Annotated in this window: 10 protein-coding genes and 1 other annotated feature; of the genes, 6 read left to right on the top strand and 4 right to left on the bottom strand. The window is 28.5% G+C overall.

Features of this window, described 5'->3' with window-relative positions:
- Positions 1 to 35: 35 nt before the first annotated feature.
- From murQ to B5D11_RS09425, 3 genes are all read right to left on the bottom strand, one after another.
- Positions 36 to 959, bottom strand: coding sequence for an N-acetylmuramic acid 6-phosphate etherase (gene murQ / locus B5D11_RS09435; RefSeq protein WP_078682782.1), 924 nt, complete (start codon positions 957 to 959; stop codon positions 36 to 38).
- A gap of 36 nt (positions 960 to 995) precedes the next feature.
- Complete coding sequence (locus B5D11_RS09430; RefSeq protein ID WP_078682781.1) at positions 996 to 2,075, bottom strand: DUF871 domain-containing protein; 1,080 nt, start codon at positions 2,073 to 2,075, stop codon at positions 996 to 998.
- Positions 2,076 to 2,158: 83 nt separating this feature from the next.
- Positions 2,159 to 3,508: a PTS transporter subunit EIIC gene (locus B5D11_RS09425; protein WP_078682780.1), complete on the bottom strand. Its 1,350-nt coding sequence runs from the start codon at positions 3,506 to 3,508 to the stop codon at positions 2,159 to 2,161.
- A 475-nt stretch (positions 3,509 to 3,983) separates the two neighbouring features.
- Between B5D11_RS09425 and B5D11_RS09420 the strand changes: the two genes are divergently transcribed.
- From B5D11_RS09420 to B5D11_RS09395, 6 genes are all read left to right on the top strand, one after another.
- A complete protein-coding gene (locus B5D11_RS09420) occupies positions 3,984 to 5,615 on the top strand; it encodes a glycoside hydrolase family 13 protein (RefSeq protein WP_078682779.1) in 1,632 nt (543 codons plus the stop codon).
- A 188-nt stretch (positions 5,616 to 5,803) separates the two neighbouring features.
- Positions 5,804 to 6,039: a binding site (T-box leader), on the top strand.
- 104 nt (positions 6,040 to 6,143) lie between these two features.
- Positions 6,144 to 7,460: a dicarboxylate/amino acid:cation symporter gene (locus B5D11_RS09415; RefSeq protein ID WP_078682778.1), complete on the top strand. Its 1,317-nt coding sequence runs from the start codon at positions 6,144 to 6,146 to the stop codon at positions 7,458 to 7,460.
- A 127-nt stretch (positions 7,461 to 7,587) separates the two neighbouring features.
- Positions 7,588 to 8,493, top strand: coding sequence for a phosphate ABC transporter substrate-binding protein (locus tag B5D11_RS09410; RefSeq protein ID WP_078682777.1), 906 nt, complete (start codon positions 7,588 to 7,590; stop codon positions 8,491 to 8,493).
- 80 nt (positions 8,494 to 8,573) lie between these two features.
- A complete protein-coding gene (locus B5D11_RS09405; protein ID WP_180376997.1) occupies positions 8,574 to 10,286 on the top strand; it encodes a methyl-accepting chemotaxis protein in 1,713 nt (570 codons plus the stop codon).
- A gap of 184 nt (positions 10,287 to 10,470) precedes the next feature.
- A complete protein-coding gene (locus B5D11_RS09400) occupies positions 10,471 to 11,163 on the top strand; it encodes an iron-sulfur cluster assembly scaffold protein (RefSeq protein WP_078682775.1) in 693 nt (230 codons plus the stop codon).
- A 13-nt stretch (positions 11,164 to 11,176) separates the two neighbouring features.
- The gene (locus B5D11_RS09395) at positions 11,177 to 12,175 is read left to right on the top strand and encodes a GGGtGRT protein (protein WP_078682774.1); all 999 of its coding nucleotides are present in this window, start codon (positions 11,177 to 11,179) and stop codon (positions 12,173 to 12,175) included.
- 126 nt (positions 12,176 to 12,301) lie between these two features.
- Here the strand turns inward: B5D11_RS09395 and B5D11_RS09390 are convergent, their stop codons facing one another.
- Positions 12,302 to 14,872: an FAD-dependent oxidoreductase gene (locus B5D11_RS09390; RefSeq protein ID WP_078682773.1), complete on the bottom strand. Its 2,571-nt coding sequence runs from the start codon at positions 14,870 to 14,872 to the stop codon at positions 12,302 to 12,304.
- Positions 14,873 to 15,123 lie beyond the last annotated feature (251 nt).

The raw sequence follows: 15,123 nt of genomic DNA, 5'->3' as shown, positions 1-15,123 counted from the left end.
ACCTGCTTTTGTTATAAAAACTTTAAGAAATAAAATTATTTAGAATTATTGTCTTGTAATGCTTTAATGGCTTTTGATATATAACCATTATTTTCGTTTAAAAGCTTTTGAGCTTTTTCTTTAGTAAGGCCTGTTTTAAGCATTAGTATGCTTAGCTTTACATCAAAATTAGTTTCTTCTAGTATCTTAGATACAGTTTCTTCTTTTTCATAAGTAGCAAGCATAGTTATTCTTTTAGCTCTAGCATAAAGCTTTTTATTTGAAGCTTTAACATCAACCATTAAATTGCTATATACCTTTCCAAGTTTAATCATAGCTCCAGTGGTAAGCATATTAAGTACCATTTTTTGAGCTGTGCCTGCTTTCATTCTTGTAGATCCCATAATAACTTCTGGACCAACTATGACGGATATAGGTATATCTGCAAGTTTTGCCATTTCACTTTTTGGATTCATAGTAATACATATAACAGCTGCTCCTAAACTTTTAGCGTATTTCATTCCTCCTATGACATAAGGAGTTCTTCCTGAAGCTGCTATACCACATACAACATCTTTACAAGTTAAATTTTTTTCTTTTAAATCTTTTATGGCAAGTTCACTGTCATCTTCTGCTCCTTCAATTGCTTTAAACATAGCAGCATATCCTCCTGCAATAACACCTTGAACTAAATCTGGAGAAACTCCATAAGTTGGAGGGCATTCTGAAGCGTCAAGTATTCCAAGCCTTCCACTTGTACCTGCACCAATGTAAATAAGTCTGCCTCCTTTGGATAATTTATCAGCAATTAAATCTACTGCTTTAGCAATACTTTCTTTTTCTTTACTAACTGCTTTAGCAACTTTTTTATCTTCTTCATTTATCATCTCTATCATTTCTAAAGTACTCACATTATCTATATTCATAGTATTTGGATTTCTTTCCTCTGTAATAAGTTTTGATAAATTTTCAATTTCCATATATATGCTGCAAATTTTTGCAGCCTTCACCTCCTGTTATTTTCTTATAAATCTAAATTTTGTTTCATCATCTATATAATTAATTAAAAAAATTTCTTCATCGATAATTTTACCTACTACATTTACTCTTTCATCTTTAGGTAAATCTTTTTTACAAATTTGAAGTTCTCCACAATATCTTAAATAATTTTTGTTATCTATAGTTATAAATCCTAAATTTCTCTCTAAAGTATTATTTGGATTTATTATATCGTCTTTTTTTAAACCAATTCTTGAATTAGTTGATCTTATTACATCTTCTGCACAATCAGGCCTATTTTCATGAATATAATTGAAAATAATATTTTCTTCTATACTGCATGGCTTAAAAGTTTCTATTCTAATGTCAATAATATTTTCTGAAATTTTTCCAACTGTTTTTAACTCTTCATCTGTAGGTATGGCATCTCCAAAAAAAACTCCATCTATGCCTAATGCAAAAAGTTCTTTGGCAGATATTTGAGGTTCTAAAAATCTGTGAATTTCAAGAGTTGGAAGTCCTTCAAAGATAGGTCCTCTTTTATTTACTAAAGAAGGAATAAAAGCAGATATTTTCAAATTATGTTTTTTTAACAAATCATTTTTCTTTTTAAAAGTTTTAATGGATATTCCTGTGTTTAATCTTGGATAATAATTGTGGCAGGATTGAAGCATTTCATAATTAGGGTTATAACTTTCAAGTTCTTTTAAAAATTTTTCTGTTACAGTACTGGCGTTTATTTCTATTTTTAATCCATAAGGATTTTGGGTGAAATATGCAATTTCTTTTGCAGAAAATCCGAAATCTATTCTTATAGCAGATACACCTAAATCTTTAATAGCTTTTAGATTATTTATATCAAATCCAAGATAATTAAATGCTCTAGGAGAAATATCTGCAATTATATTCATATTTAAATTCTTACATAAAGCGGCAATTTCTTTAAAATCTAAAATAGCCTTTTTATAATTTGCTTCTGGAATATGAAGTGAAGTAAATACATTATTAAAGCCAAAAGTTTTAGCACTTTTAATAAATTTTATATTATCTTCTAAAATATAATTCATTCCTACAAAAACGGATATACCTTTAGACATAAAATTCCTCCTAATTAAAATAAAAGGACAGCAGTATTTTATAAAGTTAATTATATAACAGTATTCTGCTGCCCAATTTTATATTATTCTTGTGGATCGTCAAAACCTAAAATATAAGTTGCTGCAAACCCAGCTGCATATGATATTATTACTGCAAGTAAATAAACCATTGGCTTATTTACTAATAATGAAAGAGGTATTCCTGATAATCCCATACTTTTAGCTCCTACAGCTAAAGCGGCATTAATTGCTCCTCCAAAAGCTCCCCCTATACAAGCTCCTAAAAATGGTTTACCAAGAGGCAGAGTAACACCATATATTAAAGGTTCTCCTACACCAAGTATACCTACTGGAAGTGCTGACCATATTGTTTTCTTTAATCTTTGATTTTTTGTTTTAACAAGTACAGCAATAGATGCTCCAACTTGACCTGCTCCAGCCATAGCTAATATTGGAAGAAGCAATGTCATACCTGTAGTTTTTATAAGGTCTGCATGTATTGGAGTTAAACCTTGATGCAATCCAGTCATAACAAGTGGAAGGAAAGTTCCTCCTAAAATAAATCCAGTAAATGCTCCACCACCATTTATAGCTGCTTTAACTGCATTTCCAATTCCATCTGAAATAGCTCCTCCTATTGGTTGTAATATTATTAACGCAATAAATCCAGATATTAATACAACTAATAATGGAGTAATAAATAAATCAAGTACTTCTGGTACTATTTTTCTTATTTTCTTTTCAAGATAGCTGCTAAATGCAACTACTATAAGAACTGCTATTATTCCACCTCTGCCTGGCACTAATGCTTTGCCAAATAATTTTATATTTGCTAAGTTTGGATGAGTTATTATTGCGGCCATTACACCACCAAGTATTGGGGAACCTCCAAATTCTTTAGAAGCATTAACACCTACAAATAAGCTTAATCCCCAAAATACTGAATTTCCTATTATAACTAATATTTGTGCTGTTGGAGTTGCTGCAAAGCCAGCATTAAATTTTACTAAAATATTAAGTATTCCAGTTACAAGACCACATCCTATAAATGCTGGAATAAGAGGGATGAATATACTGGATATTTTTTTTAATAAATTTTTAAATGGAGTATTGTTTTTAGCTTTTATTTCAGCTTTTAAAAGTTCGGCTTCATCAACTTCTCCAATTTTAAGTCCAGTGATTTCTCCAACTTCATTTGCTACTTTAGTAACTCTGCCAGGACCTAAAATAATTTGAATCTGACCTCCTTGTTCTACAAGTCCCATAACTCCTTCAATCTTTTTTAGGCCTTCCTTATCAGCAAGATTTGGATTTTTTAGAGTCACTCTAAGTCTTGTCATGCAGTAAACTACAGATGATAAATTGTCTCCTCCACCAAGTTTGTCTAAAATGTTTTCAGCCAAAATTTTGGGAGTTATGTTTGTATTAGCCATAATGATTCCTCCTAATTAAAATTTTTATAATAAATAATAGTATTAATAAAATGCTCTTATGATAAATTAAATAAAAATTATAAGTATTGATTTTCAAAATTTGGTGTAATCGTATTAATAAAGTGGTCAATTCTAAGAAAAAATAGTTTTTGTGAGATAATCATTAATATATAAAAATAATTTATAACCTTGTAATTTTATTTTATATTTTTTTAAATATCTTGTCAATTTCTTTCATAAGCATTTTTTAAACTTTTTCAATATAAACAGACAAATATTTTATTTTATATTTTGAAATAAAAGAAATATTAATATTATAATGTCTAAAATTCAATATATTTACATATTTTGAATTTTGAATTAAAATAAGATGTAATAGATTATAAAAATAAAATTATACAAAAGGTATTTATATAGGGCATTAACAAGACAAGCATACAATTTGTATAAGATAAAATAAAAGGTGGTATTTTTTATGGAAAAATGGTGGCATGACAAAGTTGTTTATCAAATTTATCCTAAAAGTTTTATGGATAGTAACAATGATGGAATTGGAGATTTACAAGGTATAATAAGTAAACTTGATTATCTTAAAGAATTAGGTATAGGGATAATATGGTTATCACCAGTATATGAATCACCAATGGACGATAATGGCTATGATATAAGTAATTATAGAGAAATTGCCTCTGAGTTTGGTACTATGCAAGATATGGAAAAACTTATAAAAGAAGCAGACAAAAGAGGCATTAAAATAATAATGGATTTAGTTGTAAATCATACTTCAGATGAACATACTTGGTTTATAGAGTCTAGAAAATCTAAAGATAACCCGTATAGAGATTATTATATTTGGAGAGATGGGAAAGACGGCAAAGAACCAAGTGATATTAAATCTTATTTTAGTGGTTCTGCTTGGCAGTATGATGAACATACTAAGCAGTATTATCTTCATTTATTTAGCAAAAAACAGCCTGATTTAAATTGGGATAATGCAAAATTAAGAGAAGAAATATATGATATGATGAACTTTTGGCTTGATAAGGGTATAGCAGGATTTAGAATGGACGTTATTGAATTAATAGGTAAAGATATAGATAATTGTATTTTAGGAAATACTGATAATACTCATAAATATATTCAAGAGATGCATAAAAAAACATTTGGGAAATTTGATTCTTTTACAGTAGGGGAAACAGGTGGAGCAACAATAGAAAGAGCAAAACTTTACAGTAATCCAGAAAGAAAAGAACTTAATATGGTGTTTCATTTTCAGCATGTAGGATTAGATGAACAAAAGGGTAAATCAAAATGGGATTTAAAAGAATTAGATTTAATTGAGCTTAAAGATATATTAAGTTCTTGGCAGACTGATCTTGGTACAGAAGGATGGAATAGCCTTTATTGGAATAATCATGATCAACCAAGAATAGTTTCAAGATGGGGGAATGACAAGGAATATAGGGTAGAGTCTGCGAAAATGCTTGCAACTATACTTCATTTTATGAAAGGTACACCCTACATATATCAAGGTGAAGAAATTGGTATGACTAATGCATATTTTACAGATATAAACCAATATAAAGATATTGAAACATTGAACTTATATAAAGAAAGAATTGAAAAAGGGTATCCTTATGAAGAAATCATGAAATCAATTATGACAAAAGGAAGAGATAATGCTAGAACTCCAATGCAATGGAATGATGAATATAATTCAGGTTTTACTAAAGGAACACCATGGATAGAAGTAAATAAAAATTATAAAGAAATAAACGTAGAAAATGATTTAAAAAATAAAGACTCTATATTCTATTACTACAAAAAGCTTGTAGATTTAAGAAAGAATAATCCTTTAATAGTATATGGAGATTATAAACTTATAAATAGGGAACATCCTCAAATATTTTCTTATATTAGAGAATATAAAGATGAGAAACTTATTGTTATATGTAATTTTTATGGGAAAGAAACAGAATTTACTCTTCCAGAGGATATTTTATATAAAGATAAAGAGCTTATTATTTCAAATTACCCTAATAAAGAAAATGATATAAGAAGATTTAAACTTGCTCCTTATGAAGCATGTGTTTATAAGCTATTTTAAAATAGTAAAAGTTAAAATTTTATTGAGATTTAAAAATTATTATAATTATAAACTGATTTAAATGGATAAGTTTAAAAAGTTTTAATATTCATTAAAACTTTTTCTAGATTTAGATTTTATTCTTATAAAAATATATTGATTTTTTTACATAAGTGTTTATAATATAAATATAAGTAAAATAGTATGAATTAAATGCTGTGATCAGGAAAAGTAAACTATATGAATCAGACAGAGAGAAGTTTCTAGGGTGAGAGAACTTTATGTTGGATTATAGTTGAAGTGCCCCTGTGAGCATTAAGCCGAAGAAAGTAGGCTGATACGTGAGCTCACGTTATAGAGCTATGACATGATTGTGTCAGAATAAAGATGGGTATTTTATACCTAATCAGAGTGGAACCGCGGAATTTAACCTTCTGCCTCTGTATAAATTACAGAGGCAGAAGGTTTTTTGTTTATATACCAAGGCGCCGGTATATAAATTAATATTTTACTTATAATTTACTTATAAAAATTTAAGGAGGATTAAGTATGTTACAATTTATAATTTTAATAATATCTATACTATTAATAGGTTTATTATATTTCTTAAAAACAAAAAAAATTAGCTTTGGAAATAGAGTGCTTATAGCAATGATATTAGGTATTGCTATTGGTTCAATATTTAAGAAAAATGCTTTAGTTATAGAACCAATTGGTAAAATTTATGTTAATTTAATTAAAATGCTTGTTATTCCGCTTGTTACTACATCCATGATTTCAAGTATAACTAATTTAGATAATACTGCTAAACTCAAAAGCATAGGATTTAAAACAATTGGATGGCTTATAGCAACAACAGCTATAGCATCAATAATTGGATTAATAGTAAGTATTATTATGGATCCAGGGGCAGGTATAAAGATTGTTAAGGATGCCTCTTTTAAAGCGAGAGAAATACCTTCTTTTGCTGATGTTTTAATAGATTTAACTCCATCTAATCCGGTAGCAGATGCTGCAAATGCAAAAATAGTACCTGTTATTATATTTTCAATGTTTGTAGGAATAGCTATTGTTATTGAAAATTCAAAAAAACCTGAAGTTATAAAGCCAGTTATAAATTTTATTAATGGTTTTGCTCAAATTATGTTTAGAATTACAAAGATGATACTTAAAATAACTCCATATGGGGTTTATGGATTAATGGCAGGAGTTTCTGCTAAGTACGGTTTTGAAACATTATTGCCTCTTGGTAAATTTGTTGTAGCAATTTATATAGCATGCATAATCCAAATAATTTTGGTTCATTCAACCCTAATAACTTTCATAGCCAAAATTAACCCAATTAAATTTTTTAAAGCAATATTGCCAGCACAGATTGTTGCATTTACAACAAGAAGTAGCTATGGGACGCTACCTGCAACAATTAAAAGTTTAACTGAAAGAGTTAAAATTTCAGATAGAATTGCAAGCTTTGTCGCACCAATGGGAGCTTCTATGGGTATGAATGCTTGTGGTGGATTATATCCTGTTATGGCTGCAATGTTTGTAGCGAGGGTTTATAATATAAATTTAAATTTTAGTCAATATATAATATTAATTGTAGTAACTACAATAGCTTCTTTTGGTACTGCAGGTGTCCCTGGAACTGCATCAATAATGTCAACAGTTGTATTATCAAGTATGGGACTTCCAGTAGAAGGTATGGCAATGCTTCTTGGAGTAGATACAGTTATAGATATGGCAAGAACCGCAACAAATGTTACTGGTGCTGCAGTATCAGCTTTATTAGTTGCAAATTCTGAAGGAGAATTTAATAAAAAAGAATTTAATAATCAAAAATTAGAAGAACTTAAATTAACATTATAATTAAGTTTATTTATCTTAAAGTATGTTAATTTTCTTTAACCTCATCATAATATTTATATAACTTTAAGGATATAAAATTGAAAATGTTGAAAGAAAAAAGAAAAAATTAAGATGGGGGTACTTATTTATGAAAAAGAACAATATTAAGTTATTAATTACTGCATTGGCAATAACAATGTCTGCAGGAATATTTGCAGGGTGTGGTAATAAAAATAATGATAATAATTCTAATCAAGCAGAAAGCAATAAAACTGAGATAAGTGGTTCTATAACTGCTGCAGGATCTACAGCACTTCAGCCATTAGCAGAGCAAGCTGCAAAACAGTTTACAGAAAAAAATCCAAATGCAACAGTAACTATACAAGGTGGAGGAAGCGGTACTGGACTTACTCAAGTTATGCAAGGAGCAGTTGAAATTGGAAACTCTGATATTTTTGCTGAAGAAAAATTAAAACCAGAAGAAGCAAAACAATTAGTTGATCATAAAGTTGCTGTAGTTGGATTTGGATTAGTTGTAAATGATAAAGTAAATATAGACAATTTAAGTAAGGCTGATACAATAAAAATATTCACAGGGGAAATAACTAACTGGAAAGAAGTTGGGGGAAATGATTTAAAAATAACAGTTATAAATAGACCTAAATCATCGGGAACAAGGGCTACCTTTAAAAAATATGCTTTAGACGGTAAAGAAGAAGTTGAAGGAAAAGCATTAACTCAAGATTCAAGTGGAGCTGTTAAGAAAACTATAGAAGAAACAGAAGGAGCTATAGGATATTTAGCAACATCATATATAAATGATAAAGCAAATTTATCAGGAGTAAAAGTATTAAAATTTGATGGCGTTGAATTAAATAATGAAAATATAACAAATGGAAAATATTCAATTTGGTCTTATGAGCATATGTATACAAAAGGTGAGCCAAGTGGACTTACAAAAGCTTTTTTAGATTATATGGTTAGCGACGAAGTAAAACCAATAATCACCAAATTAGGGTATATACCAGTAACTGATATGAAGGTTACTAGATAGTTTTAAGGCTGGCTTATTAACCAGCCTTAAATTCTTAAATAAATAAAAACTTCTAAAACATGCAGGAGGATAAATTTAAAATGAAGTTGAATTTAGATAAGTTTTTTAAATTTAAACTAAAAGGTAAGTTAATGTCTGCTTACATATTGTTATTTTGTATTTTTAGCATAACTGTTTTTTTAGTTATTAATGTTCAAGTTAATAAAATAATTACAGATACTTCAAGACAGCAGCTAAAAGCAGCTTCAAAAATGGGGACATCATTTTTAAATCAATCTTATATTGGGGATTTTAATTTGATAAATGGTAAACTTTATAGGGGAGATGTACCTCTTGAGACTGATACGATTATAGTTGATAAGATATCAAAAGAAACAGAAACATTTTCTGCAATTTTTAATTTAGATAAATGTGTGTCAACAAGTATTAAAGATAAAAATGGGAAAAGATATTTGAATATAAAAGTACCTGATTACATAAAAAAATCTGTAATAAATAATAAAAAAGAAGAAATAACAGAAATAATAATTGACAATAAAAAATATGAAGGAATGTTTACTCCATTGATTGATGGAAAAGGAAAAGCTATTGGAATGTGGCTTACTGCTGTAGATAAAAGTAAAGCAGAAGAAACTATATTTAATGTTAATTTTATAGTTGGTATTACTACTATTATTTTTATATTATTAGGAGTAATTGGAATTAATATTTTTATTAATATATTACTTAAAAACGTTAATAAAGTATCTAATACTATAAACGAATTAGGTCAAGGGAAGCTTAATATAAACTGTAATATAAATACTAAAGATGAAATTAAAGATATTGCAGACAGCGTAAATATTACCATAGAAAATATTAGAAATTTAGTTGAAAAAACAGCAAATATAATTGAAAAACTAAAAACTACTTCTAATACAATTTCAATTATTTCAGAAGAAATAGGCTTTTCAAGTGAAGAAATAGCTTCTGCTATGGGGAATGCTTTAGAAGGTTCAGTAGTTCAAACAGAAAAAATTGAAGAATGTGATAAAACAATAGATACATTATCACAAAAAATTCATGAAATGAATATTCAAATTGAAAACACTATTAAAAATGGTGAGTATACAAAAAAAAGTACAGAAACTGGTATTAATGCATTAGAAGTTCTTAAAGAAAAGCTGAATAAAAATCATACAAGTACTTTAATTCTTACAAAACAAATTGATAAACTTTCAAAAGGATCTAAGGTTATTGAAAATATAATAAGTACAATTAAAGATATAGCAAATAAAACAAATTTATTAGCTTTAAATGCGTCAATAGAAGCAGCAAGAGCAGGAGAAGCAGGTAGGGGATTTACTGTTGTAGCTGAAGAAATAAGAAATCTTGCAGAACAATCTAAAAATTCAACAGAAGAAATAAGCATAATAATTCAAGATATTACTAAAGCTATAAAAGAATCTAAAATTCACATGGATGAAAGCAATGAAATTGTTGAACTTTCAAATAATTCAATGCAGCAAACAGAAAAAGCATTTATGAATATAAAAAATAACACTAATATATTGATAAAAGAAATTTTAATTCTTAAAAATAATTTAAATGAAGTAAGGGATGTTGAAAGTAAAGTAATTAGTTCTATGGAAAACATACTTGAAGTTACAAAACAATCAAAAATAATTACTATGGAAGTAAATTCATCAACGGAGAAACAATCATTTTCTATAAACCAAATTATAGGTTCACTTCAAGAAGAAAATTCTGTGATTAATGAATTAACAGAAACAATTTCTATGTTTAAGATATAATATAAATAAAAATATAAAAATTTTTATAAAAATCTTTAACATTTCCAAAGATTAGTTTGCGAAATTTATAACAAGTGGTAAAATATAAATGTCTAGTTATTATAATTTATATTTATAATATAACTAGTATATTTTATGGGCAGTATTTTTGCACTTAAATATTTAATAACGGGAGGATGGAAAAATGGAATACACATCAGAAGTTCAAAAGATGACTTGTGTTGCAAAAGGTCCAAATCACGGGCCAGCACCTATACCTGAAGAAGGGAAATGGGTACAAGCTAAAGAAATAAAAGACATATCAGGATTAACTCATGGAGTAGGTTGGTGTGCACCACAACAAGGAGCTTGTAAGCTTACATTAAATGTTAAAGATGGAGTTATACAGGAAGCATTAGTTGAAACTCTTGGCTGCTCAGGAATGACTCACTCAGCAGCAATGGCAGCTGAAATATTAGCTGGAAAAACTATACTTGAAGCATTAAATACAGACTTAGTATGTGATGCTATAAATACAGCAATGAGAGAATTATTTTTACAAATAGTTTACGGAAGAACTCAAACAGCTTTTTCAGAAGGTGGTTTACCTATAGGAGCTGGACTTGAAGATTTAGGAAAAGGTCTTAGAAGTCAGGTTGGAACTATGTATAGTACTGTAGATAAGGGACCTAGATATCTTGAAATGGCAGAAGGTTATGTAACAGAAACTGCTTTAGATGAAAACAATGAAATTATAGGTTATAAATTTGTTCATCTTGGAAAAATGATGGATATGATAAAAAAAGGTGTGGATGCAAATGAAGCACTTAAAAAAGCAACAGGTACTTATGGAAGATTTGACGAAGCTGTAAAAGTAATAGATCCAAGACATGAGTAAGGAGGGAAAATAAATGGCTTTATTTGAAGGTTATGAAAGAAGAATAGACAAGATAACTTCTGTTTTAAATAAATATGGAATGAGCTCTTTAGAAGAAGCAAAAAAAATATGTGATGAAAAAGGTATAGATGTATATAACATAGTAAAAGGCATACAGCCAATTTGTTTTGAAAATGCTTGCTGGGCATACATACTTGGTGCTGCTATAGCAATAAAAAAAGGATTAACTAAAGCAGCAGATTGTGCTGAAGCTATAGGAGAAGGACTTCAAGCTTTTTGCATACCAGGTTCTGTTGCTGATGATAGAAAAGTTGGTTTAGGACATGGAAATTTAGCAGCAATGCTTTTAAGAGAAGAAACAAAATGCTTTGCATTTTTAGCTGGACATGAGTCATTTGCTGCTGCTGAAGGAGCAATTGGTATAGCTAAATCAGCTAATAAAGTTAGAAAAGAACCTTTAAAGGTTATATTAAATGGTCTTGGAAAAGATGCAGCACAAATAATTTCAAGAATAAATGGATTTACATATGTTCAAACAAAGTTTGATTACTACACAGGAAAAGTTAATGTTGTTCGTGAAATAGCATATTCTAAAGGAGAAAGAGCAAAAGTTAAATGCTATGGTGCTGATGATGTTAGAGAAGGTGTTGCTATAATGCATCTTGAAGGAGTTGATGTTTCCATAACAGGTAATTCAACAAATCCAACAAGATTCCAACATCCAGTAGCAGGAACTTATAAGAAAGAATGTTATGAAATGGGTAAGAAATATTTTTCAGTAGCATCTGGTGGTGGTACAGGAAGAACACTTCATCCAGATAATATGGCTGCAGGTCCTGCATCTTATGGTATGACAGATACTATGGGTAGAATGCATTCAGATGCACAATTTGCAGGTTCATCATCAGTTCCAGCTCATGTTGAAATGATGGGATTTTTAGGAATGGGAAATAACCCAATGGTTGGAGCAACAGTTGCAGTATCAGTTGCAATAGAAGAATCAGCTAAATAATTTAAATAAAATGATAGTAATCTTTATTCATTTAAAGATTACTATCATTTTTATTATAAAATTAATGGAAAATATAAAAAAGATATTTTGCATAATTACAATTTTTTAAATTGTGGCTTAAGAATTTTAGTAATTAATATCTTTAATAACATCATTAATTGTCATAGCATTTTGTATAGCTTTCATAATTTTTACAGATTGTTTTGTGTCATTTAAAAGTATTGCTCCAACAAGTTTATTATCTTTAAAGAAAAGTTTTTTATAAATTTTATTTTCTTTATTTGCAGAACATAAAGTTTTTATGTTTCCTTCATTAGGATATATATCACCAGCTGTAAAAAGCTCAGTATTTATTGCATTAAACACTGTAGAATTTACAAAGTCTTTAAATATTATTTCTTCTCCAACTGCATTAGAACCTGCAATTTTACCCATTTCTATAGCTGCTGGCCAGTTTCCATAAATTTTACCATTAAGCTCTGCACTATCACCACAAGCATATATGTCTTTTATATTTGTTTCCATTTTTTCATTTACTAATATTCCACGATTAACGGAAATACCTGCTTTTTCTGCTAGAGATTTATTTGGTCTTATGCCAACTGAGAATAATATTAAATCTGCATCAATAATTTTACCAGTTTTTAATTTAAGTCCAGTTACTGATCCTTCTCCTAAAATTTCTTCAGCAGCATCGTTAGTATAGACTGTTATTCCATTTTCAGCAACTATTTGTTCAAATAAAGGAGAAGCTTCTTCATCAAGTTGAAGAGGTAATAACCTTGGAGCTAGTTCTACTACTGAAACATTTAAACCTGCATTTTTCATTTCCCATGCAGCTTCAAGTCCTAAAAGACCGCCGCCGACAATTACAGCATTTTTAGCATTTTTCATTTCTTTTTTAATATTTTCAGCATCTTCAATATCTCTTAAAACATATACTCCTTTATTTTCAAATCCTTTAAGTGGGGGAATAAAGTTACTTGCACCTGTTGCAAGAATTAATTTATCATAACTTAATTCTTTGCCATTGTTTAAAGTAACTGTTTTTTTATCTTTATTTATAGATTCAACTTTTACTCCAAGAGTTACATTTATGTTATTTTTATCATACCAATCCTCAGGAGTTACAAAGAAATTTTTATCTAAAATATCTTTATTTAAGTAGTCTGAAAGTTGAGGACGATAATAAGTTAAAACTTTGTCATTTGAAATTATATTTATTTCTGCTTCAGAATTTCTTTTTCTTATAGAATCTGCAGCATAATAGCCTGATATACCATTTCCAACTATAACGTATTTTTCTTTTTTATTTTGTTTAAATTTTATTTCTTCTCTTTTTACTTCTATAAATTGGTCTTTTCCTGCACCACAAGCAGGACAAACCTCAGGGGCTTCTTCTGATTCAAATTCTTCTCCACAGACAATACACTTCCAAATTTTCAAGTTAGATTTTTTTGATGGTTTAACTCCATTATTTGTATTTTCTTTTATTTTAATAGCTACACTTTCACCAAACTTATAGGCTTTTAAAAGATCTTCTTCACTTGGCTTAAAGTTTATTTTAAGTCCAGGAGTTATAATATTCATTCTTAAAGATTTAAGTCTTGCTTCAATATTAGGTACAGCCTCGCCACTCCATCCAAAAGAACCAAAAGCTGCGGATATTTTGCCTCCATGTACTAATGGGTTCATAGAAGTTAAAATATCAAGTATAGGTTTTAAAGCATCTCCATTTATTGTTGGAGAGCCAAAAAGTACGGCATCTGCCCAATATATTTTATCTAGTATTTCTTCTTGTTTATGATAAATTACATTGTAAATGTCGATAATTGCATCGCTTATTTTCGACTTTATTCCCTGGGCAATTTTGTTAGCAATTTCTTCAGTGAATCCATAAGCAGAGACATAAGGAATAACGACTCTGGCTTTTTTATCTTGAGGAGCAGTTTCAGTACTCCATTTTCGATAAATATCTTTATAAAAGTCTATATTACCTCTAAGTATTGGTCCATGACCTGTGCATATTGTGTCTATTTTAAAATCTTTAATTTTATCTAAAGCTTTTAAAACATAGGGTTTAAATGGTCCCATTATGCAATCATAGTAATATTTTAAAGCATCCATATATTCATTTTGCTTTTCTTTTGGAATTAAATCAACAAACATATCTTCAAAACAATAGTGGCTTCCAAAAGAATCACAAGTCATTAACGTATTATCTTCTTCTATATATGTGTATATAGAATCAGGCCAATGAAGAAATGGAGCATCAATAAATCTTAATGTTTTATTTCCAAGACTTAAAGTATCATTATTTTTTACTACTATAGATTCAAAAGGTCTGTTTGCTATTTGCTTTAAAAATCTTATAGCAGTGGCAGAACCAACTATTTTAGCATTTTTTGCATAATCTAAAAGTTTTGCTACGGAGCCTGCGTGATCTGGTTCTGTATGTTCTATTACTATATAAGCTATTTCATCAAAATTAACATTTAAAGATTTTAATCTTTCGATATATTGATCAAAAGTATTTTCTTTTACTGTTTCAAATAAAGCCGTTTTTTCACTTCCTTTTACAACATATGAGTTATAAGTTGTGCCATAAGGAGTATACATTACTATGTCAAAAATTTTAAGATCTGGGTCTAAAGAACCTACCCAATATATGTCTTTTTTTACTTCTAGTGCTTTCATTATATTAAATCACCTTTCTTTCCAATAAATTTCATTATTACTATGACTATTAATTAACAATAATTATTTATGAATTAATTATATTATATAAAAATATAATTTTCAATAAAATTTAATATATTTAGTATGTCTAATTTATATGTGTAATATTGAAAGTTAGAAAAATGTTTTAAAAATAACAAATATTTTTTAAAGCTATTTTTGCTTAAAGAAAAAACTCGAGATTATGTCCCGAGTTTTCTATTTATTAT

This window comes from Clostridium sp. USBA 49, from assembly GCF_900167505.1.
GTDB lineage: Bacteria > Bacillota > Clostridia > Clostridiales > Clostridiaceae > Clostridium_AT > Clostridium_AT prolinivorans.
The sequence above is the reverse complement of the archived record's forward strand: the minus strand, read 5'-3'. Positions and strand labels throughout refer to the sequence as shown.